Origin of the sequence: Lysinibacillus sp. UBA6686 (genome assembly GCF_002455205.1) — a bacterium.
GTDB classification, from domain to species: Bacteria; Bacillota; Bacilli; order Bacillales_A; family Planococcaceae; genus Lysinibacillus; species Lysinibacillus pakistanensis.
Genome location: NZ_DKJS01000045.1, coordinates 60,410 through 80,682, shown reverse-complemented (window position 1 = coordinate 80,682; position 20,273 = coordinate 60,410). Strand labels below are relative to the sequence as shown.

16 protein-coding genes and 1 pseudogene are annotated in these 20,273 nt (G+C 37.0%); 4 read left to right on the top strand and 13 right to left on the bottom strand.

The genetic code is table 11. The features are described from left to right. Positions 1–218: 218 nt before the first annotated feature. Together istB and istA are read right to left on the bottom strand one after the other, a co-directional pair. Positions 219–971 carry an IS21-like element helper ATPase IstB gene (gene istB / locus B2R82_RS11735; RefSeq protein ID WP_286925099.1) on the bottom strand — a complete coding sequence of 251 codons (753 nt, stop codon included), beginning with the start codon at positions 969–971 and terminating at the stop codon, positions 219–221. Between the two features lie 8 nt (positions 972–979). Beyond that, positions 980–2,262: pseudogene (istA, locus tag B2R82_RS11730) on the bottom strand (IS21 family transposase). A 63-nt stretch (positions 2,263–2,325) separates the two neighbouring features. On the opposite strand from istA, the gene B2R82_RS11725 reads away from it, so the two are divergent. Beyond that, positions 2,326–2,508 carry a hypothetical protein gene (locus B2R82_RS11725; RefSeq protein WP_286925025.1) on the top strand — a complete coding sequence of 61 codons (183 nt, stop codon included), beginning with the start codon at positions 2,326–2,328 and terminating at the stop codon, positions 2,506–2,508. Between the two features lie 588 nt (positions 2,509–3,096). Here the strand turns inward: B2R82_RS11725 and B2R82_RS11720 are convergent. The 6 genes from B2R82_RS11720 to B2R82_RS11695 all read right to left on the bottom strand — a co-directional run bounded on the left by B2R82_RS11720 (position 3,097) and on the right by B2R82_RS11695 (position 12,342). Beyond that, on the bottom strand, positions 3,097–7,056 hold the full coding sequence (locus B2R82_RS11720) for an S-layer homology domain-containing protein (protein WP_286925024.1): 3,960 nt from the start codon (positions 7,054–7,056) through the stop codon (positions 3,097–3,099). A gap of 444 nt (positions 7,057–7,500) precedes the next feature. Beyond that, positions 7,501–8,214 carry a WecB/TagA/CpsF family glycosyltransferase gene (locus B2R82_RS11715; RefSeq protein ID WP_286925023.1) on the bottom strand — a complete coding sequence of 238 codons (714 nt, stop codon included), beginning with the start codon at positions 8,212–8,214 and terminating at the stop codon, positions 7,501–7,503. After that, complete coding sequence (locus B2R82_RS11710; protein WP_286925022.1) at positions 8,211–9,482, bottom strand: nucleotide sugar dehydrogenase; 1,272 nt, start codon at positions 9,480–9,482, stop codon at positions 8,211–8,213. The genes B2R82_RS11715 and B2R82_RS11710 overlap by 4 nt, the downstream gene beginning before the upstream one ends. Positions 9,483–9,752: 270 nt before the next feature. Then, positions 9,753–10,706, bottom strand: a complete 954-nt coding sequence (locus B2R82_RS11705; RefSeq protein ID WP_286925021.1) for a nuclease-related domain-containing protein — start codon at positions 10,704–10,706, stop codon at positions 9,753–9,755. Between the two features lie 77 nt (positions 10,707–10,783). Beyond that, positions 10,784–11,629, bottom strand: coding sequence for a flagellin (locus B2R82_RS11700; RefSeq protein ID WP_286925020.1), 846 nt, complete (start codon positions 11,627–11,629; stop codon positions 10,784–10,786). Positions 11,630–11,868: 239 nt separating this feature from the next. Further along, complete coding sequence (locus B2R82_RS11695; RefSeq protein WP_283870748.1) at positions 11,869–12,342, bottom strand: transcriptional regulator; 474 nt, start codon at positions 12,340–12,342, stop codon at positions 11,869–11,871. A gap of 211 nt (positions 12,343–12,553) precedes the next feature. Between B2R82_RS11695 and B2R82_RS11690 the strand changes: the two genes are divergently transcribed. Continuing rightward, a complete protein-coding gene (locus B2R82_RS11690; RefSeq protein WP_286925018.1) occupies positions 12,554–14,128 on the top strand; it encodes a hypothetical protein in 1,575 nt (524 codons plus the stop codon). Then, positions 14,125–16,887, top strand: a complete 2,763-nt coding sequence (locus B2R82_RS11685; protein ID WP_286925017.1) for a DEAD/DEAH box helicase — start codon at positions 14,125–14,127, stop codon at positions 16,885–16,887. Before B2R82_RS11690 ends, B2R82_RS11685 begins: the two co-directional genes overlap by 4 nt. Before the next feature lie 269 nt (positions 16,888–17,156). Here the strand turns inward: B2R82_RS11685 and B2R82_RS11680 are convergent, their stop codons facing one another. Beyond that, complete coding sequence (locus B2R82_RS11680) at positions 17,157–17,579, bottom strand: single-stranded DNA-binding protein (protein WP_286925016.1); 423 nt, start codon at positions 17,577–17,579, stop codon at positions 17,157–17,159. Positions 17,580–17,895: 316 nt separating this feature from the next. Here B2R82_RS11680 and B2R82_RS11675 point away from each other — a divergent pair, with 316 nt between their 5' ends. Continuing rightward, positions 17,896–18,321 carry a YwpF family protein gene (locus B2R82_RS11675; RefSeq protein WP_283870744.1) on the top strand — a complete coding sequence of 142 codons (426 nt, stop codon included), beginning with the start codon at positions 17,896–17,898 and terminating at the stop codon, positions 18,319–18,321. 93 nt (positions 18,322–18,414) lie between these two features. On the opposite strand, the gene B2R82_RS11670 is transcribed toward B2R82_RS11675, so the two are convergent. From B2R82_RS11670 to B2R82_RS11655, 4 genes are all read right to left on the bottom strand, one after another. Next, the gene (locus B2R82_RS11670; protein WP_286925015.1) at positions 18,415–18,810 is read right to left on the bottom strand and encodes a hypothetical protein; all 396 of its coding nucleotides are present in this window, start codon (positions 18,808–18,810) and stop codon (positions 18,415–18,417) included. Positions 18,811–18,918: 108 nt separating this feature from the next. After that, complete coding sequence (locus B2R82_RS11665; protein ID WP_286925014.1) at positions 18,919–19,302, bottom strand: hypothetical protein; 384 nt, start codon at positions 19,300–19,302, stop codon at positions 18,919–18,921. Between the two features lie 173 nt (positions 19,303–19,475). Further along, positions 19,476–19,913, bottom strand: a complete 438-nt coding sequence (gene fabZ, locus B2R82_RS11660; protein ID WP_286925013.1) for a 3-hydroxyacyl-ACP dehydratase FabZ — start codon at positions 19,911–19,913, stop codon at positions 19,476–19,478. Positions 19,914–19,974: 61 nt separating this feature from the next. Next, the gene (locus tag B2R82_RS11655; protein ID WP_286925011.1) at positions 19,975–20,259 is read right to left on the bottom strand and encodes a DNA-directed RNA polymerase subunit beta; all 285 of its coding nucleotides are present in this window, start codon (positions 20,257–20,259) and stop codon (positions 19,975–19,977) included. Between the last annotated feature and the right edge of the window lie 14 nt (positions 20,260–20,273).

Sequence of the window (20,273 nt, the reverse complement as noted above, 5' to 3'; positions counted from 1 at the left end):
AACAAAAGATATTGCTAACAAAATTCTGATACAATTTTCTATGGGTCATCTCGACAGACTTGGATTAGATCCTAGTTATTATCAAAATATAGTTGGTGAAGAAGCCTTTAATCTTGGTTTTTCTAGTATGTATTATAATCCCTCAATAAAAATGGTACTTATCGGTATAAATGTCAACACCAATATGTACATTTTCGCTCGTTTAAGGATGTACAAAATTACTCGTTTTCTGAGGTTAAATGATGCTTTAATCGGTATGAATCACCTACGATTGTGACAACACTTGCGTGATGTAAAATACGTTCTAATATTACATTTGCTAATTTCGGTTCAGGGAAAATTTCATCCCATGATTTGAAGTTCACATTCGTTGTGAAAATCGTGCTACGTTTCTCATATCGGGCATCAATGAGCTGGAAAAACAGCTTCGCATCCTCTGGATCAATTGGTAAATAACCAATCTCATCAATGATTAGTAGTTTATATTTTGTATAATGTTTTAAACGGCTCTCTAAGCGGTTTTCTAAACGGGCTTTCTTTAGATTCTGAATTAAATCATGGCACTTTATAAAATAGGTACTTGTTCGCTTTTTAGCTGCCGTAATGCCGATTGCTGTGGCCAGGTGGGTCTTGCCGACACCACTTGGACCTAGGAATACAATATTCTCGTTTTCTTCGATAAAACGAAGACTTTGAAAATCGAGTATTTGCTGCTGATTAATGCTTGGTTGAAAATCAAAATTAAAATCTTTTATTTCCTTTAAATGTGGAAATGCAGCGACTTTCACCATCGCATGAATCATATTATGCTCACGTACATCGATTTCATAGTTTGTCAATTTTATAAGTGTATCGATAAAAGAAAGTTCATTTTTAATACTAAAGTTGATGACTTCATTCAAATGGATGCCCATTTGCTTTAATTTTAAATACGCTAAGTTTTGCTGTAGTTGCTGATAATTTGTACTCATTAATGAATTCATTTATACATTTCTCCAATCGCAGCTAAGTTCCGTTTCGCTAAATCGTTAATATCAGGGTATTCAGGCATTGCCTTTGCCATCAATTCACGATAATGCGCCTCTTGATAATTTAGTTTTGCTTCACTTATTTTGTGTTGTGCGATTAATTCCATGTTATAATAAATCCATAATTGATGATCGTACACTTGTAGTCCTACTTTTTTGCCTTGATACCCCGGTGGTACGGAGTATTGATTGGACTTGTAGGAAATCATGCTCGATGCATTGACTTTCACAAGCGTATGGTTGATTCGATAGGAATCTCTTACTCGTTCAGTTGGTAGCTGGAGTAAGTGATTCCTTTCTTTTTGCCATTCTAAAATCGGAATTTTATTCGTCCCTTGATGAAGTTCATGGTTAATACGATTATATAGTTTTTCAATATAGGCTTGTAACTCAACTATAGTAAACTTCCCTTGATAGGCATGGATTTCATCTAGTAATTTCATCGTTGTTTCCACTTTTCCTTTTGTACGAGGACGACCAGCTACGCACGGCCTCACCTTAAATCCAAAATCTCTCGCAATTTGCGCAAAATTCGTATTCACTTTTCCTGCAAAGTGTTCTGTTCTTGATTCATCCATTACAGTTTTCATATTGTCAGTGATGAGTTCTTACGGTACACCACCCATTTTTTCAAATGTGTCGGTTAAGAAAGAAAATAAAACTGCCTGCGATTTGGAAATACTCATATAAAAGAATCGCATACGAGAGTGGCTCAGCACTAACACAGCTACATTAATTTCCACCTGTTCACCATTACTTGTTTCATAAAGAATACTTTCTTTCCAATCCAGCTGTGCTTGTTTGCCCATACGTGTTTCATAAAGGATGCTGCTATTCAAAGACGTACGCGCTCAGCTTTCTTAAAGTAAGCCTTAAATTCTGGCTTATTGGCAATATAGGTACAGAATGTAGATTGTCCACAATCTAAACCATGATTGTATTTTAAATACTGCCAAAGATTGCGTCGATAATAAAATACCTGCTTAGAATCTTCTGATAAAAGGCTGGCAATAATCGGGTAGAACTCATCAATTTTATTTGGCTTATTACGCTTTGTTTTTGGTATAAAGCCATTTAGATATTTATCGATTGTTCGTCGATCTACTCCCATATCCCTTGCTAATTTACTTTTGTTAATTTCCATGTTTAAATGCTCCATTATTTGTTTAAAATTTGCTAAATCTGAAAGACTATTAATTTTAAATTCTGTCTCAATCTCTAGTTGAATATGCATACTAACACCTCGGTATTAGTATGAAATGAATAAGCATTTTTGTACATCGTTATTTAAGCAGGAATGTACATATTTAAATTAGCATTTATACTTATCGGCTTAGATTTTGAGGCATTTAATCAATTTGCCACTAATCCCAGTAGCTTTACTGAGAAGAGATTGCTGACTAAATATTGGAATAAGCATGATTCGATTTCTAATCTATTTACTAAACAAGTAATTATTGATAGCCTGCATGTTATTTAGATAGCATCTTAGCAGATGTTAATCCTAATGAAGAGGTTTTATCAAATAATTATCGAAAACATTTAATGAACACTTACAAGATTATTAAATCAAAAAAGTAATTACTTGGAAAATACAAATTATCCAATAAAAATATAGATTATTTTAGGCAGTTAGTTGATTATGTAGGGAGAATGAAATTGTATTAATAGTTTTTATACAGCCATTCCATGCACTTCAATGGGCAGGAATTGAAAAGTTGGCTTATGGTATCAATTGGAGCAGTGGAAAAAAGAAATTGTCCAGATAGTACCTGTTTGAGATTTTTCAGGCTATAACTCTATAACAGCAACCTCTACAGGAAGCATTATCAGAAAAAGAAAGATAATTTAATAATACATCAAATTTTACAGATTTTTTTCGCTTATAATTATGTGAATACCAAAAAAACATTATAGAACTTCATTTTATTGTACGGTTGTTTTTTCTGGTCCATTATCTTTAGAACCCGTCACAAAACAAGGGGGCAAAAAATACGAAAAAAGACTCTGTAGAGATTTCTCTCATACAGAGTCTTTTATTTAAATTACCAGAAAATTAATAATTATATTATTTTTTAGTAACTGTCCAAGTTTTTGAAGTAGTAGCATACTCAACAAGGTATTCAATATTTTTATAGATTACTACAACTTTCTTAGTGTTGATATCAGTTGTGTTAGCAAGTTGTACAGTCACTGCTTTAGAATTAGTAGTAGCTGCAATTGTTGCTGAATCTGCAGTAGTACCATTAGCTAAAATTTCAATAACACGTACATCTGTAGGAAGTACATTTTCAGTAAATGTAAATGTAACAGTATCTGCAGAAGTTGTTTCTACAGTAAATGGTACACCAACAGTACCATTTTGAGTTACTTTAGTATCCTTAAGGTCAAATGGTGTAAAACCAGCACGTGGTGTTTGAGCTACTCCACTATCAAGAATTAAGTTTGTTAAAGTACCTGTACCAGTAATTGCAAAACCATTTGCTTTTGCATGTAATGTAGTGATAGAAGTGCCATCTAATGCTACGTGCTCACCAATATTTAATGTTACAGTACCTAATGTTGAATCTTTAACTGTGAATGTGTTTAAATCACCACGGTTAACTACTACATTAGGTAATACTGTACCAATGCCTTTTACATTAACAAGTTTAGTATCATTTACATTTTGAATTGAAGCATGGTATTTACCTGCATCAACATCTGGAATACCTACAACAATAGTAGCGTCTGTATTTAAGTTTTCAAGCGTAATATTATCACCATTAATTACGATTTCTTTCACTTTAAGATCGCTATTAACTTTTACGCCAGTATTATTAACTGTTGCAAAATCATAAGTTTTAGGTACTGATGTTTGGTCACCATTAATTATGATAACCGCATTAGTAGAGATAGTTACACCAGATACTCTGTCTGTGTTATTGAATGAAGCTTTTTTATTATCAACTGGTGCAGTGTAGTTTAATTCTTGACCAACTTTTAAACCACTCACAAATGTTGCTTCATTTATACCTTGACCAGCAATAGATAAATCAGCTTTATCATATGATAACTCATAAACATTTTTACCAGTTGAATCTGATAATAATACACGTTTGTGTTCTTTATCGATAGCAACTACTTTACCACGTACATATGAATTAACGCCTTCGTTGAATTGGTTCGTGAATGTAGCAGTAGCCGTTTTGTTTGGATATGTGCCTTGTGATGCACTTGCATTTACAGTTACTTTATTACCTACTGCAGATTTCACATAAATGTCTGCTTTTCCATCTACAGATCGTACTGTGAATGTACGTGTACCATCTTGACCAACAGAACCAATTTCGTTACGACCTGCTTCTGCGTCAGCTTTAGTTGCATATACATATGCAATACCAAAACCACTGTGTACTTGGAATGAAGTTACAAACTCTTGACTTTGTGTACCACTTGTTGTGTTATGGTTTAACGAATATGGTTTATTGTTTTGGTCAACTGTTCGGTAAGAGAAGTTTGCAATGTCAGAAACGATTGCATTTGTCTCGTTTTTATCATTTACTGTTAAGTTAGCAGATGTAATTGTACGGTCACCGAAGTATACAATTTCACCAGCGTGTTGTAAATCAGCGGCATCTAAATCATTTGATCTGTTTGTATCAACAAATACAGTTGGTGTTGCATAGCTATCGCGACCACCAATGATAGTGAATGAAATTTCACCTTTACTGTTTGTTAGGAAATCAAATTCTTGTTCTAGCTTTGATTTCTTGAAATCAGAAATTTTGTACACAGTTAATGAATTATTATCAATTACATAAATTGGTGCAACATTAGTTGAACGTGCAGAACCGTATTTAACATGTAATTTAATTGGTGTACCAGTTGTAGCTAGCTTACCATCTTTATCTTTTAATACTGCTTTGTAGTCACGACCACCAGTATTAACCAGATCCTTCGCTAATTCATCTGATGCATCTTTCATATTGTAACGGTAGCTTGATTTACCATTTAATCTATCCGCTTTTTCTAAACTAGCTACACCTGCAGAGCTTGCATTAGTGTTTGTATAGCTATAGTTAAAGCCAGCTGGTAAAACTTCATTGCTTCGTAATGGATTATTATTTGTAATCCATGCTTCACCTACACCAAGATTAGTATTCATTGGTGCTGATTTTAAGAAGCCAGAAATATCACGGTATAATTGGTTGCCTGCTGCATCACGAACGAAATAAGCACCATTGCCACCAAAGCTTGCATCATATGCGGATGCATTTTTTACGCCAAGTGATTCTGTCACTAATTGTAAAGTGTGTTGCGCTCCGAATGTTACTTTTGCTGCTTCTGCAAATAATTCTGTCTCATCGAAACGACCATAACTTGGATCAGTGTTTGATGTATTTGCATATGCATCTTTAAACACGAATGGTGTTACAGTTGCGTTAGAACCAGTTAATGTGAATGTAGCTTCACCATTGTGGTCTAAGTTTAACACGATTGAGTTGAACGTTGATGTTGTTACAGCGTTAGTTGTTGTGAATTGACCTGGGTAGCCTAATTCACGACCACTTGCGTCTGTTACTGTTACAGTTTTTACAGCTTTGTCTGGAGTAACGTTTACATTCTCTCTGAAGCCAATATTTACAGTGCGATCGAAGTGACCACCAGGTGTTACGTTACTAGATACACCTGCTAGTTTTACTTTATAAACTTTTTTACCACCGTTAGCAATTGTGTTTCCTTCTGTTACTTCAGTGATTGATAATGGTTTGATTGAAGCCCAGTAAACTTTAGCAAAACCACGTAAAGATGGTTTACCTGTTGAGTACGCTTGTACTTCATCGTTTGTTACTAAATCACGAGCAGTAGATGCATAACGAGTGTAAGTGTAAGAAGCTACACCGTTTTCATCTGTAAGTGCTTCAGCAACGATTGGTGGGTTTAATGCACCGCCTGGGTTAAGGTTGTTGTTTTCTTGACCATTTACAATGTTAAATGTTACAGGAATACCAGCTTTAGATTGACCATCAGCAACAGTAACTTTTGCTTTTACAGTTACATTGTTACCAAGAATATTTTGTTGAGATTTTTCAACAATGTCAACTGAAGTTGGAATTACAGCATCAATACCTTTAAATTTACCAATTACTTCACCATCTAATTTAACTGTGTATTCTTTACCTGCTTCTTGAGGAGCAGTAGTTAATACAACAACTTTATCATTAGATTGTTTGTGAGCTTTGTTTTTAATTTCTAAACCGTCGATTTCAAATTTAAGCTCATCTAGGTTACCAACTTTTTCATCGAATGTTACTTCAACAGTAGTGTTGTTGACAGCTTTTACAGTAGCATCTACATTTTCAACGATTTCAAGGTTGATTGTACGGTGTAGGAATGAAGCAAATTGACCACGAGTGATTGAATCAGCTGGTTTGAATGCTTTACCAGGTAGGTTAGCAGCATTTGTAAGCTCAGCATATTCTAAAGCAGTGATAGCTTCACGTTGCTCAGCAGAGTAAGCAGCACCTAGGTCAGAGATTTCGCTCTTGAATCCAGCTTCTTTGTACTCAGCAATTAGATCTAAGTCATAGATTTCGTTGATAGCACGTACTAACACAACTGCCATTTGTTGACGTTGCATAGATTGAGTGTAGTTTAGGTTGCCGTTTGAACCAGCGAATACGCCTGCATCTTTAGCAAGTGCAGCATATTTAACTAATTCTTTTTCAGCTGTTAATGGAAGATCCTTGAAGCGTTGAGATGTTTCCCAATCAGATGGAACTTCAAAGCCTTCAGTTTCTAACCAACGACCTAATAGTTTAACCACTTGACCACGGTTAATTGTTTGGTTTGGTTTGAATGTACCGTCAGCGTATCCATTGATGATACCAGCATCAGAAAGAGCATTGATTGCATCTTTATGAGTATTGTTTTCTACATCTGTGAATCCTGCAGCAGAAGCCACTGGTACGATAGCAGAAGCTACTAATGTAGCTGTCGCAGCTGTAGCTACGAATTTTTTGTATTTCTTTGGTTGGTTAGCCATAGAAAAATTTCCTCCTCTAAGTTCAAAAATTATGTCTCTACTACATAGAAATGCAGTAAATAAACAACTACACATAAAAGTATAGTAGTATCCCTAAAAGTTGTCAATCATATTTTGGGAAAGTTTCTAATTCGTTTCCGGAAAAATAAGGACACACAACTCTCTTTTACCATTGTTATCTATTTGCGCTATTTTTTCAAGTGATATTACGCAACTTTTCCAACAAAATTCTGATACCCTATCAATAAATGTTCAAAAATTCTAGTGTTGCACATATTAAAGCACGAAAAAAGCTCAAGCATATAAATGCTTGAGCTTTTTTCGCTTGGGCTACCAACCGTTGTTTCCTTGCAGGGAATTCTATTTATTTCATAGAGGAAATTCCTATACACATACAGTCTAACACTTTCATTCTAAAACGACAATACCAATTTTCAAAAATTACTAATGTTTCTTTCTAGCAACTTCCAATAAAAATAATGGAAGAGCGATTTGACGCTTGATACGCTTGGGTTCCTTCAATAATCTGTAAAACCATTCAAGGCCAAATTTCTGGAAAATTTCTGGTGCTCGCTTCACTGTGCCTGCGAGTACATCAAATGATCCCCCCACACCTTGATAAATAGTCGGATGCAATTGATCTCGATTTGCGTTTATCCAATTTTCCTGCTTCGGACTGCCCATTGCAACAAAAAGTAAATCAGGCTGTGCTTCGTTAATACGGTCGATTACCTTTTGTTCATTTTTTTCATAGCCGTCCTGTGTGCCGACTATTTTAATAGAAGGAAATAATGATTCTAGCTTTGCTTTAGCTGCATCTGCCACACCAGGCTTGCCACCATAAAGGAAAATAGGCTTGCCTCGTTTTGACGCTTCCTCGCACAGCTTCATCATCATATCAACACCTGTAACGCGTTCACGTATTTGCCCTTTTTGGATCTTTGAGGCAAGTATAACACCTATGCCATCAGGAATTTGAAATTCCGCTTCGTTTAGAAGTTTCTTGAGAGCAGGGTCCTCTTTTGCTTTAATGATTTTTTCTGGGTTGATGGCAACGACAAGCGCCTTTTGCTTTTTTTCAATGCGCTCAAATGCCAATTCCATTAATTCATCGTAGCCTTCTGTATTGACGTTTATGCCAAGTACTGTTTCCTTCATCGGTTTTTCGCATCTCCTAATAGGTGGAACTGGAAGCCTGCATCCTCCCATTTTTCACGGTTTAAGCAATTTTTCGTATCGAAGACGATTTTTGATTGTGCTGTGATATCCGCAGCATTTAATGCCTTGAATTCATTATGATCTGTTAGAACCACAATGATATCTGCATCTTTAGTTGCTTCCTCTATGCTTTGTGTTTGTGTAGCATGCTTGTTCTCTTTAATATGTGGATCGTATGAAATAACCTCTAATCCAAGGTTTTGTAATTCTTCAATAACAATTGTTGATGGGCTTTCGCGCATATCATCGACATTTCCTTTGAAGGCTAGTCCAAGTACTGCCACTTTTCCACCAGCAATTTTGTTTTGATTTAAGATAGCCTGTGTTTGTTGTGCTGTAAAGCTCGGCATACTATCATTCGTATTACGTGATAGATGAATAATTTGTGCCTGCTCGCCCCCAAGCTCTACTAAGAACCATGGGTCAACAGCAATACAGTGACCCCCTACACCTGGTCCTGGGAAGTGGACATTCACACGTGGATGGTAGTTTGCGAATTTAATCGCCTCCCAAATATTAACGTCCAGTTTCTCTGCTAATTTTGCTAGCTCATTAGCAAATGCAATATTCACATCACGATAAGTGTTTTCCATTACTTTCACAAGCTCAGCTGTTGTTGCATCTGTTAGGTGGATTGTTCCATTAACAAATGTTTGATAAAGCTCTTTTGTCATTAGTGCAGATTGTTCATCAATACCACCAACGATACGGTCGTTGTTCACTAATTCTTCAAAAATGCGACCTGGAATTACACGTTCTGGGGAGTGAGATACAAATAAATCCACACCAAATTCAAGATTTGCCTTGATTAGTTCAGGCAGCATCACATGTTCCACTGTTTTCGGAGGTACTGTTGATTCAAGAATTACAAGGTTGCCTTTTTTCAAGTATGGCACGATTGAAGCTGTAGCTTGACGTACATATTCTAAATTTGCTGTATTGTCAGGATTAATCGGCGATGGAACCGCAACGATAAATACATCTGCTTCCTGAGGCGTTGTTGATGCTGTAAGGAAACCTTCATCAACGGCTTTGTTCAAACGCTCCTGCAAGCCATTTTCTTCTATATGAAGTTTTTTATCTTGAATACTTTTTACTGCTGCTGGGTTTACGTCCACCCCATGTACTTTTATGCCGTGGTTGGCAAACATTACAGCCGTTGGTAAACCGATATAGCCAAGTCCAACGACACAAATTGATTTCGTCATTCTCTATTCTTCCTTCCGTTATCAAAAACGAGTAGTTATATATGTTCTGTAAATGTATCATACATTTTTGTTCTGCATTATAGTATACATCTTTCAAAGGAAAGTGTGAATCAATTTGTTATATTGAAGAGGCTTTCTGTGTCTGATTAGCAAAAGTTTTGTTTGTTAGTGGCGGAATTATGAGTTTTAGTGGCGATTTTCACAAGTTAAGTGGCGCAAGCAAAGGTTTTAGCGGCGTTCCACACAAAATAAGTGGCGAAACATAAGCAATTAGCGGTGATTCAAATATAAACTGGATAAATTGTACTGCCTATATCGATCTGAACCAGTACTAGTTGCACAAACTTTTTGTAAAATGCGTTTTACAACATATTGACTTTCAATTTTTAAAAATTCTCGACATTCCCCGTTCGTAATCGTTTCTCCGATAAGCATGTAATAATCCAGTAGTGCCTGTATATGTGCGTTTGTACATGTATACTGGCAATGCTGACAATACCAAGTCATGCGTAACTTCAACATGCCAAACTGACCACAGCTCTCACAATAAACGCCTTGTTGCAAAGCCGAACTGTCAATCTGATAATAATGGCAAAGCGGAAATGGTGTTCTATGCTGTAACTGTGACAAAATAATTTGTTTTATTTCTGTTGTTGTCTCTTTGCTTTTTCCTATATGTTTATGCAGAAATAACGGTAGCTCTTTTGCCATTATTATAGGCAGCCCCTCATACGCTCTAAGAATATTTACATTATTAAATGGGAACACAACAGCCCCATATACAGGTATCGTAATATGATGCTTTCCTAAAAAATGCTTCAATCCTTGGATATATTGTTCAAGCTGTATTTCAGGATGTGTAAAGACTTGAACTTCTCCTATTTCAGAAGTACGAATGAGCTGACGAGGATTATTTTTAAAATGGACTGTTCCTCGAATGTTTTTGATTTCTAGTATTATGATAGCGTTGGGGACGATGATTAAAATATCAATTTGCATGGGAAAAACAGAGGGAAGCATAACATTGTGGAAAATGTAACATTCATTAAGGAGGGCCATTTGCAGTAGCTCTTTCACTACATATTCCTCACCAAAATCACCCGCTTCTTTATTTTTAAGTTCCTGCTGAAGTTTTTGATATTGTGGATGAGTGGGGTGTAAACGAGTCACAAGCGCTTGAAGTCCTTTTGTCAACGGAGATGGTTCGAAGGGTTTTATAATCAATTAATACTCTCCTTTTCTATAGTATCAGTCGCTTTTTAATCTTTTCTCTGATTCACCTAAATAAAAAGGAATCACCATTAATATCGGGGATTCCTCATTGTTCCACTTTCAAGTAATTTTAAAATGGACTGTGCCTGCTGCATATGCATTGCCAGCACATATTGACTCGCCTGCATTAAAATTTGTGCTTTGACCATGTTCATCATTTCTTTTGCGATATCGGCATCACGAATGCGAGACTCGGCTGCTTGTAAATTTTCTGCAGTGTTCACGTTCGCATTATAGGCATGCTCTAGACGGTTTTGATAGGCACCTAGTCGAGAGCGCTCGTTTGATACTCCTTTTAAAGCCTCGTCCATTGTGGAAATGGCTTTATCAGCATCTTCTTGGGTTGCTATAGAAGCATCCTTCAAGCCTAGTGCCTCTGAACCCATACCATTAATGAACAGCTCAATGTTTTGACCTGAATTTGCCCCTGCCTGGATTTTTATGCCCTTTGTAGCATGATCCCCATTCAGTAATGTCTTTGTATTAAATTCTGTATCAGTTGAGATGCGTTGGATTTCCTTTTTTAACTCTTGGAACTCAAGCTCAAGCTTTTGCCTGTCATCATCTGTCAATGTATCATTGGCTGCTTCAATTGCCAATTCACGCATGCGCTGAATCATATCATGTGTCTCATTCAATGCACCTTCAGCTGTTTGCACAAGTGAAATTCCATCCTGAATATTTTTTGCAGCCATATTCAGTCCGCGAATTTGGGCACGCATTTTTTCAGAAATTGCAAGTCCTGCAGGATCATCGGCTGCACTGTTGATTCGATAACCAGAAGAAATTCGAAGCATGGCCCTGCTCATAGTATCGTAATGCCTGTTCATATTATTCAAAATTGACATACCTGTAGCTGACCACTTTCCAAGCATGATTTCACCACCTTTATTGTTCTTTATATCGGAATACCTAAAAATCTTTTTAGTCTTTTTGGTAATGTATTCTAATTTAATGGGTTTTATATAGTAAAAATTTCTAATTTATTCTTACCGTTTTGACTTTAGACCTAGTCGTAATTGCGTCCAATTTTTTTTCGAGCGCGGGCGTTAGTATATAAAAGCACCCGCTTCTCGTATACGAAAAGTAGGTGCCTAACTAAAATACCGTGTATTCAATTTTCGAAACCCCCAGGTTGATGGCTCTTTTGATGTAGAAGCTCAAAAAAGAGTGTTTTATTGTGATCTAGTAATGCCTGATCAATTAAATAATCTAGGTTTTTTTGCTCCAATTCTGCAATAAGCTGATCGATTTCACCAGCAGTTACAGAGGAAATAAGAGGTAGCTGTGGCTTTGGTGTAGCGTTTTCAAGAATTGGTGCTAGATGCTCATGAACATTTGTGATTAGTAATAATTGATATAATGGTAATCGAATAAAGCGATTACCCTTTTGGAAAACAAAGACCTCAGATAAATTTTCAATTTGCTGTGTATTCAAGTTGATAATCATCTCTTTACCTTCTATGGGAATGAAATGGAAAATCTCATTCTCTTTTAAAATAGAGAAATATTGATAAGCAAATACGAGACGTAATTTGTCTCCCGTGATTTTTGTATAGAATGGCTTCATATATTGAACTTGCATCATCCTTCATCCCTCCCTATTTATCTGATTATTCAGATTTTAACACAAATCAATTAGCTTGTTAACTATCTGAACCATGATTTTTTTCTTTCTAACCATTCAGCTTATCATGTACGGATTTTAATCGTATAATGGAAGGACAGTCTTTTTTCTTCCATACGTAGATGCTAAAAAAGCATAAGCCACTAGCTATATTTTTGAAAGGAGTGAGGTTATGGCATTGTCTATTTCTCAAATAGCTAAGGAGCATCAAGAATTTGTCCTTACCAAATTGAAGGAAGCTGAACAGGCGTTACACCCTTCCTCTACTGAAGACGAAGAGCTAGTGCGTCGTGCTGTTTTTTCAGTACGGAACAAATCAGTGATATTTGAACGTTTTAATGGGGCAAGTTCTATATTATATGCAAGCGTACAGGATGTCAGACCTGCCTCAGTAGAAATCGATTTTGCGAATGAGCATTTAAACTGTAACTGCCCTCAGCTAAAATGGTGTCGGCATCAGGTAGGTGCATTGCTCGCCCTTTATCAATATTTTGATTCTGTTCAAAACTGGTCCAGTGCTTGGCGCTCCCAAAAAACAGTTCAGCTCAAATTTTTAGCAGATGAACGTAGTCCGGAAAGCTGGCAGCGAATGGTCCATGAAGTGATGCGTCGCCTATTACCACCAGGTCGTATTTTAGAGGGCTATGGTATCTCTGCAATACGAACAGATGTATTAGAACGACTTCAACGTCATATGCCCTTCGAACGTGAATGGCAGCCACTTTATAAGCTTTTTGTAGAGCTTTCGATCTTTAATACCATTTGGCGTCATGTCAATGAAACACAAGGACATTCAATAGATTCTCCATATATGAAATATTTTATTGATCAAAGTGTTCAATCATTGGAAAGTATACTGACAGAGCTAACTGGGCGATCACGACTTTTTGCCACTGATCCATTTTATGATGCACTTCAGCATTTAGTGAGAGAAATTTTATTGGAGCGTCAAGGATTATTTGCTAATCGATTACAAATATATATGCTTCTTTGGGCAGTATTATTTTATGAGAAGCCAAGGCGTGAACAGGAATTAGCACTCTTAAACAAACTTGATGAGCCTTCCTCAGAGATCTCTTTACAGTCATTAAAAATGCTATTTTATGTACTGTTACAAAAAGAAGAATTATTGCAAGAGGGTATTTCACTTATTCAGTTGCAGCAAATGGCTGATTTAGTTGAGCTTGCTACGTTTGCAAAAAGAGCTGGTGAGTTACCTGCTCAAACGATTATACTGCGAGCCATGCTACCATTTACTGAAGTGTTTCTACAGCAAATTGTGCCAGTTGTTCAGAGAGCTCAATATGTACGGCAATTCCAGCTTTTGTACGAAGATATACAGCTCACAGACGAAGAGGAGGCCCTCTTGTATAGTGCCTTTGGTGTTTATGGGCTTCAGCCATTTTCATTCTTTCTAATTAGAAAAGGACGTTATCAGGATTGGGCTGCCCTTCACCAATTAAATCCTTCTTCTCTATCTTATTTAGAAATGTGTGGATTAAAGGATGTTCTACAAGTTGCCCCAGCGACTGTAATGCCCTTATACCATCTATATGCCATGGCTGAAATAACGCAAAAATCTCGCATGAACTATAAGCAAGCAGTTCGAATTTGGAAAAGTATGCGCAGCGCTGCAAAACGGGCTGGCAAAGTGGCTTATTTTGAAACCTATATGCAAACAATTCGTAGTGAATTTAAACGACTTCGTGCATTACAGGAAGAAATTGAGAAAGGAAACTTAGGATGATGACTATCAATGCTCCTTCCCCATTTTCAAAAAAACTACAGCTTCAGATTGAAGTCGCTCAGGAAGGTTATTTTACATTACAAGGCTTTACAGCTGATGACGTGGCACTAGAAGCAGATGCACTTATTTCTTCATTATTTTTTAACTATGAAGAAAATGTCTATGGTTTGTTAAGTAATCGGACAGATTTTACTGTTGAAGTTTCCTCGTCAGAGCTTTTTGATATAGTTTCACCACGCTATCAGCATCCATTTATAGAGTGGCGTGGGAAAAATACTGAGAGTAACATTTGGCTAGAAAAAATCTCAATTTTGCAAGCGTATTGGCAAGAGCCAAAACTTTGGTCATACGCCGATATAGCAGATGACTTTTCCGCGCTGACTTTCTCTATTGCAGGTATAGATACAGCATTATTAGAAATAGCTGTTCAGCAAAAGCTCAATCATGCTGGCCTTGTATTAGCTGATTTACCAAAGCTGATGCCATTTTTCCAACGTGGTGGCTGGCCATTAGAACAGAATCGTCAGGCTGGTGCAGTTACAGTCTCCTTACGCTTGAGTGAACCGGAGGAGGATGCAGATGTTTGGCTTTTAGAAACGGTCCTTAGCACTGCTACAACTAAAAACTATTGGACACCTGCCATTCGTAAGCAGTCTCATCCAATAGTTGAAGCCCTACCTGTAAAATGGCAGATATTCGCTGAGGACATTGAACAGCAGCAAGCCCAAATTGCTGAGCTTCTTTCCTTAGAAGAGTTACGTAGTGATATTTTTATCCGGGTGATGTTAGAGGATTTACAAGTACGAACTTTTTTACGTGAGGATCTGGCTAGATTACAGGCACTGGGCTATGAGGTGGTACTTCCCGCTTGGCTTAAGGATTTAAAGCAATCCAAAATCCGTGTACGTGTGAGTACTAGTAATGTAGCAACCAAAAGGGTAGCTGGGCTAGATGATATCTTAACATTTAAATGGCAATTTTCAATGAATGGACAATCCATTTCACCTGAACAATTTAAAAAGCTTGTAGATGAAAAACGTGAATTTATTCGTATTGGTACCGAATGGTTTCGAGTGGATGCAAACTGGATGCAGGAAATGCGAGCACTGATGCAGCAAGCAGAGGATGAGAGTTGGACAGTTCGTGAATTACTCTTCCGTGAGCTGCCAGAAAGCTTATCTTCCCCCCCTGAAGAAGAGGAAGCTGATGATGAAATGCGAGATGATCCAATTTTTGCATTCGAGTTACAGCAATCCCTTAAATCCTATATGGGGCAGCTTCAGGAGAAAAAGGGTCTTCCAACAGTACCAGCTCCTTCAACATTACAGACTGAATTACGGCCCTATCAACAGGAGGGCTTTGAATGGCTTGTCTTTATGCGTGAACAGGGCTTTGGTGCATGCTTAGCTGATGATATGGGTCTTGGAAAAACGGTTCAGCTTATTTCTTATTTGCTTCATCTATATGAAACAGCCGATCTTACAAAGCCCTCTATTATCATTTGTCCTACGTCAGTACTGGGTAACTGGCAAAAGGAGATTGCCCGCTTTGCGCCTTCTTTAATTGTGCATACACATTATCAGGCCAATCGAGCAAAGGAGGATGTATTTAAACAGCTAGTGGAAAGAGATAAACCACATGTGATTTTATCAACTTATGGTACCGTTTCACAGGATGCAAATTTTTTGCAAGAAATGAATTGGGCAACAGTTGTACTTGATGAGGCGCAAAATATTAAAAATATGCAGACATTACAATCAAAATCGATCCGTAAATTACATGGTGCTCACCATATTGCACTAACAGGAACGCCTGTTGAAAACCGTTTATCTGAGCTTTGGGCAATATTTGACTTTATTCATAGGGGATACCTTGGTAGCTTTGGTCGTTTTAATGAAGAATTTATTTTACCAATTGAAAGAGATGATTCAGAGTCTCATAAACAAAAGCTACGTGCAAAAATACAGCCTTTCTTATTGCGTCGTACAAAAAGGGACCCGAATTTACAGCTTAATTTACCAGATAAACAAGAATCTCATGCTTATTGCCCATTAACAACTGAGCAAGCGTCTCTCTATGAAGGATATATTCTAGAAACGCTCGATCAGCTTGAGCAATTAACAGGCTTTCAGAAAAAAGGGCGCGTTTTAAAGATGCTCAGTAAATTAAAGCAATTATGTAATCATCCTGCCTTGTATTTAAAAGAACCTTTCGAGGATGCTGAAACAATGCTAACACGCTCTACCAAATTAGAGCGTATCGTGCAAATGGCAGCAGAAATCGTGGACAATGGGGAGCAGTGTCTCATTTTTACACAATATATAGGAATGGGTCAATTACTCCAGCACTGCTTTAGCGAGCTATATAACGTTGATGCACCATTTTTAACTGGCGCAATGCCTAAGCAACAGAGAGATCGCTTAGTTGAGGCTTTTCAGGCAGGAGATTTCCCTATATTTATCCTCTCCTTAAAAGCAGGTGGAACAGGGCTGAATTTAACTGCTGCAAATCATGTTTTACATGCAGATCGCTGGTGGAACCCCGCTGTGGAAAATCAAGCGACAGATCGTGCATATCGAATTGGCCAAACACAATTTGTGCAAGTGCATAAGTTTGTGACGATTGGAACAATTGAAGAAAAAATTGATAAAATGCTGGTGCAGAAATCTGCATTATCAGAAGAATTAATTCAATCAAGTCAGTGGTTAACTGAACTTGAAGATGATGAGCTTCGAGCATTAATGACACTTGATTTTTAATTATTTAGATGCGCCAAGAGCAAAAATGTTCTTGGCGCTCTTTTAGTTTTGAGAATATCAGTGGACAATTTGATTACTTCTTTTCCTGCTTACTTCATACATTTATTAAGTTGTAAAATACTCATCGCTGTGCGGTCTTCAGCAATGAACTTCAATAATAGGTATACATCATTCCTTTCTTTTCTTCATGCATTACGGTGCAAGCAAATTTAGGAGAATGGCGGATCAGAACATTATCACTTGCCCCGTATGTAACACTTGGCATACTGCTAAACTACTGGTAATACAGCCTCTGCCTCTGGTAACACAAAATCCTTCAAGCCTTCCTGTTCATCAGACAGCTTTGTGGGTACAATAGTCTCGTCACTGTCTCTTGGCTTAAGGTGATAAAATCGGACCTCTTCAACGACTACCTCTGTTATAAAAATCTTCGTACTTTGTTCATTTACAAATGACCTTGATTGGATACGGCCATTTGCTCCAATTAATGAGCCTTTCCCGCAATATTTGACGATATGCTCTGCAAGTCTTCCCCATACTGTACAAAGAATAAAGTCAGCATCTACTTCCCCACGATTGTTTTTGTAATTGCGATTAATGGCTAAAGAAAAATGTGTTTGCACGCGATTCTCAGATAAGTGTCGTAACACAGGATCTTTTGTTAATCTTCCAACCAGTCCGACTTGATTCATCAATTCACCTCCTTCACTTTTGATGTTCTCATCTTACAAGGACGTATACTGAATTGGCAAAAGTCGGTTTTTATCATTTCCTTTTGTTTTTAATCATAAATTGGTTATATTAGCCGTTTTCTTTTGCAAAAATCAAATTAATTTATTGGCTGAATGCTTTTGATTGTAATAGCAAATGCTATTTCAAGAAATATGAAATTTCACAGTTTTTTCTTTTTCATTATTGGCTAGGAGCAAAGCAAAGGCCTCATCATCACATGGCCCAATTGAATGTGTTATACTAATAAAGATGACAGACTTAGGAGGATTATACATAATGAAAACATTTAAAATGCTTTCCTTTGACCTTGTCACAAAAGATGGCATACAAACATTTCCTTTAGTCGATGGCATTATTATTAATCAGGAAAACAGCCATCAATCATGGATTCTTGAACTGTTTATGGATAGACAATATCGTTCAACTTTTCAACATCTATTAGAAAAAGCTGCTGTCTTTAATGTGCGTGCTGTAATTTCATTTCCAGATAATGAGCCTGCTCCTTTTCAGGTTGCCGTACATACTGTTCAAGAAATCGGAGAACATATTTCTGTGCTCTTAAAGGGTAAACTTAAAACAAAACGTTCAAAATATGCAGAACAATTATTAGCTGAACTTCTAGCGGAAGGCGTTTCTTTAGATAATTTACTTGATCGCTTCTCCCATGATATGAAAGAACGTCCAAAACTTAAAAATGATTAAATTAACGTTGCTGTCTAATTGCACCGTTATTTTTTCGATCTATTTTAACTGTAAAAAAAGAGTGTTCCATTTCTGGATACACTCTTTTTATTATTATCGCGTATTCATGTTGTTACGCTCACGAACGTCTACTTTTTCTTCCACAACATTTTCTTTTATAACATTGTTTTTTCGTTCAACGCCATTTGCATTTGGTACGTTGTCATAGCCATTTGTACCGTTTAAATCTGCGTTTGTACCTGGTGCTGTAGCTTCAGGTATTACAGTAGATTCGTTAACTGTACCACGTCGCTCAACACCATTCACATTACGATCGTAAACATCATGTCTTCGAGCTGGTTCTACCACATCTTCTACCCTGTCAACACCTCGGCGAACATCGTTTTTAACGTTCTCCACAGGTCTTTCTTCAACCGCTCTGTTTCCCCAGTTACATCCTCCAAGGAATAGCGTAGCAAAAAGAATAGTCAAAAATGACATTTTCCACATATTAAAAACCTCCTTTCTTGGGTGCTATGTCAGCAAATACAACAGGTGCATTTGTGATCCTACATAGATTGCCCGGGAAAGGAGGGAACTATCCGATTTTCGTAAAAACTATTTTTGTTTTTCTTTTAACAATTGTTCAATGAAAGCTGCTTCTGCTTTACAGTCATACGTATATTTTGTACCTAGCTCTTTTTGCAATGCCTCGATTGTTTCGATTTGCTTAGCTGTGGGCTCTTCATTTAAAATTTTCGCAATTACTTCATCGATTTTTTGCGCCATTTCTTCATGAAATTCAGTGCTCAGCAAAACATTTGCTGGAATTTTTTCAATCCATGCGGCATTCTCTTGAAAATAAGTCTGCCAGCTAGCAATGAAGTCTTCCATAGAGAAACGCTTTTCATCCCAACCAATACTTGCTAAGTATGATTCAAAAGATGTTGAAATCGAACGCGTAATGCTAATTTTAACACCTGAAGACAGATCCTTATACATCTATATAATCCTCCTACGTTTTAAAAAACCTAAAATTACATGTATTTCAATTTACAATCGCTCATACGCCATCGCATTTTAGAACATAAATAAACTGCTAAAAAAAATTAACAGTAAGGACATGATTCGACATAAATATTTTATAACTTTTAGCCTATAAATGCAAATTAAGCCTATTTTGGCTGTTCAGGTCCTATAGCAAATAGAATATCTGCTTCACAAACCAGCTCTCCATCAACTGTTGCTACACCGTGACCTTTGCCCATTGCACCTCTTAGTTTAACAAATTCTACTTCCAGTCGAAGCTGATCCCCAGGTACTACCTGACGTTTGAAACGGCATTTATCCACACCTGTTAAGAAGGCTAAGCGACCTTTGAATTCTTCCGCATTTAATAATGCAACACCACCAACTTGTGCTAGCGCCTCAACAATTAAAACACCAGGCATTACAGGATAGCCTGGGAAGTGTCCATTGAAAAAATCCTCATTGATAGATACATTTTTTAAACCTACTGCACGTTTTCCCTCTTCTAATTCAACAATACGATCAACAAATAAAAAAGGATAACGATGTGGTAAAATCGCTTGAATTTGCTCTGCTGATAACATTTCTTTTCCCCCTCAATTATTAATAAAGTATGTAAACATAAAGGATGGTAAAGAATAAAATTTATTCTTTACCATTCATAATATCAAATATATGCTGCCATGTTTCTGTTTTAAATACATCCATAGCTTGCCCTTGTCCAATAACACTGTAGCCAAATATTGCACCTAAAACTGCGGCAACAACGACTAATACGAGAACAAGTACAACGCGTAGCCAAATCGGAATCAGCCGTATTTGCACCCATCGAACCTCTCGTCGCTCTCCATTTGAGCGGCGTTCCTTCTCTTCTGGTGGCGTATCGGTTTCTTTTGTCGGCACAGAACGTCGACGTGAATCGTTTGTCATAGATTGTACTCCTC

What these genes read in the sequence shown, in the direction of transcription:
- istB (WP_286925099.1), bottom strand. Translation starts at nt 971, where the DNA reads ATGAGTACAAATTATCAGCAACTACAGCAAAACTTAGCGTATTTAAAA.
- B2R82_RS11725 (WP_286925025.1), top strand. Translation starts at nt 2,326, where the DNA reads ATGTACATATTTAAATTAGCATTTATACTTATCGGCTTAGATTTTGAG.
- B2R82_RS11720 (WP_286925024.1), bottom strand. Translation starts at nt 7,056, where the DNA reads ATGGCTAACCAACCAAAGAAATACAAAAAATTCGTAGCTACAGCTGCG.
- B2R82_RS11715 (WP_286925023.1), bottom strand. Translation starts at nt 8,214, where the DNA reads ATGAAGGAAACAGTACTTGGCATAAACGTCAATACAGAAGGCTACGAT.
- B2R82_RS11710 (WP_286925022.1), bottom strand. Translation starts at nt 9,482, where the DNA reads ATGACGAAATCAATTTGTGTCGTTGGACTTGGCTATATCGGTTTACCA.
- B2R82_RS11700 (WP_286925020.1), bottom strand. Translation starts at nt 11,629, where the DNA reads ATGCTTGGAAAGTGGTCAGCTACAGGTATGTCAATTTTGAATAATATG.
- B2R82_RS11695 (WP_283870748.1), bottom strand. Translation starts at nt 12,342, where the DNA reads ATGATGCAAGTTCAATATATGAAGCCATTCTATACAAAAATCACGGGA.
- B2R82_RS11690 (WP_286925018.1), top strand. Translation starts at nt 12,554, where the DNA reads ATGGCATTGTCTATTTCTCAAATAGCTAAGGAGCATCAAGAATTTGTC.
- B2R82_RS11685 (WP_286925017.1), top strand. Translation starts at nt 14,125, where the DNA reads ATGATGACTATCAATGCTCCTTCCCCATTTTCAAAAAAACTACAGCTT.
- B2R82_RS11680 (WP_286925016.1), bottom strand. Translation starts at nt 17,579, where the DNA reads ATGAATCAAGTCGGACTGGTTGGAAGATTAACAAAAGATCCTGTGTTA.
- B2R82_RS11675 (WP_283870744.1), top strand. Translation starts at nt 17,896, where the DNA reads ATGAAAACATTTAAAATGCTTTCCTTTGACCTTGTCACAAAAGATGGC.
- B2R82_RS11670 (WP_286925015.1), bottom strand. Translation starts at nt 18,810, where the DNA reads ATGTGGAAAATGTCATTTTTGACTATTCTTTTTGCTACGCTATTCCTT.
- B2R82_RS11665 (WP_286925014.1), bottom strand. Translation starts at nt 19,302, where the DNA reads ATGTATAAGGATCTGTCTTCAGGTGTTAAAATTAGCATTACGCGTTCG.
- fabZ (WP_286925013.1), bottom strand. Translation starts at nt 19,913, where the DNA reads ATGTTATCAGCAGAGCAAATTCAAGCGATTTTACCACATCGTTATCCT.
- B2R82_RS11655 (WP_286925011.1), bottom strand. Translation starts at nt 20,259, where the DNA reads ATGACAAACGATTCACGTCGACGTTCTGTGCCGACAAAAGAAACCGAT.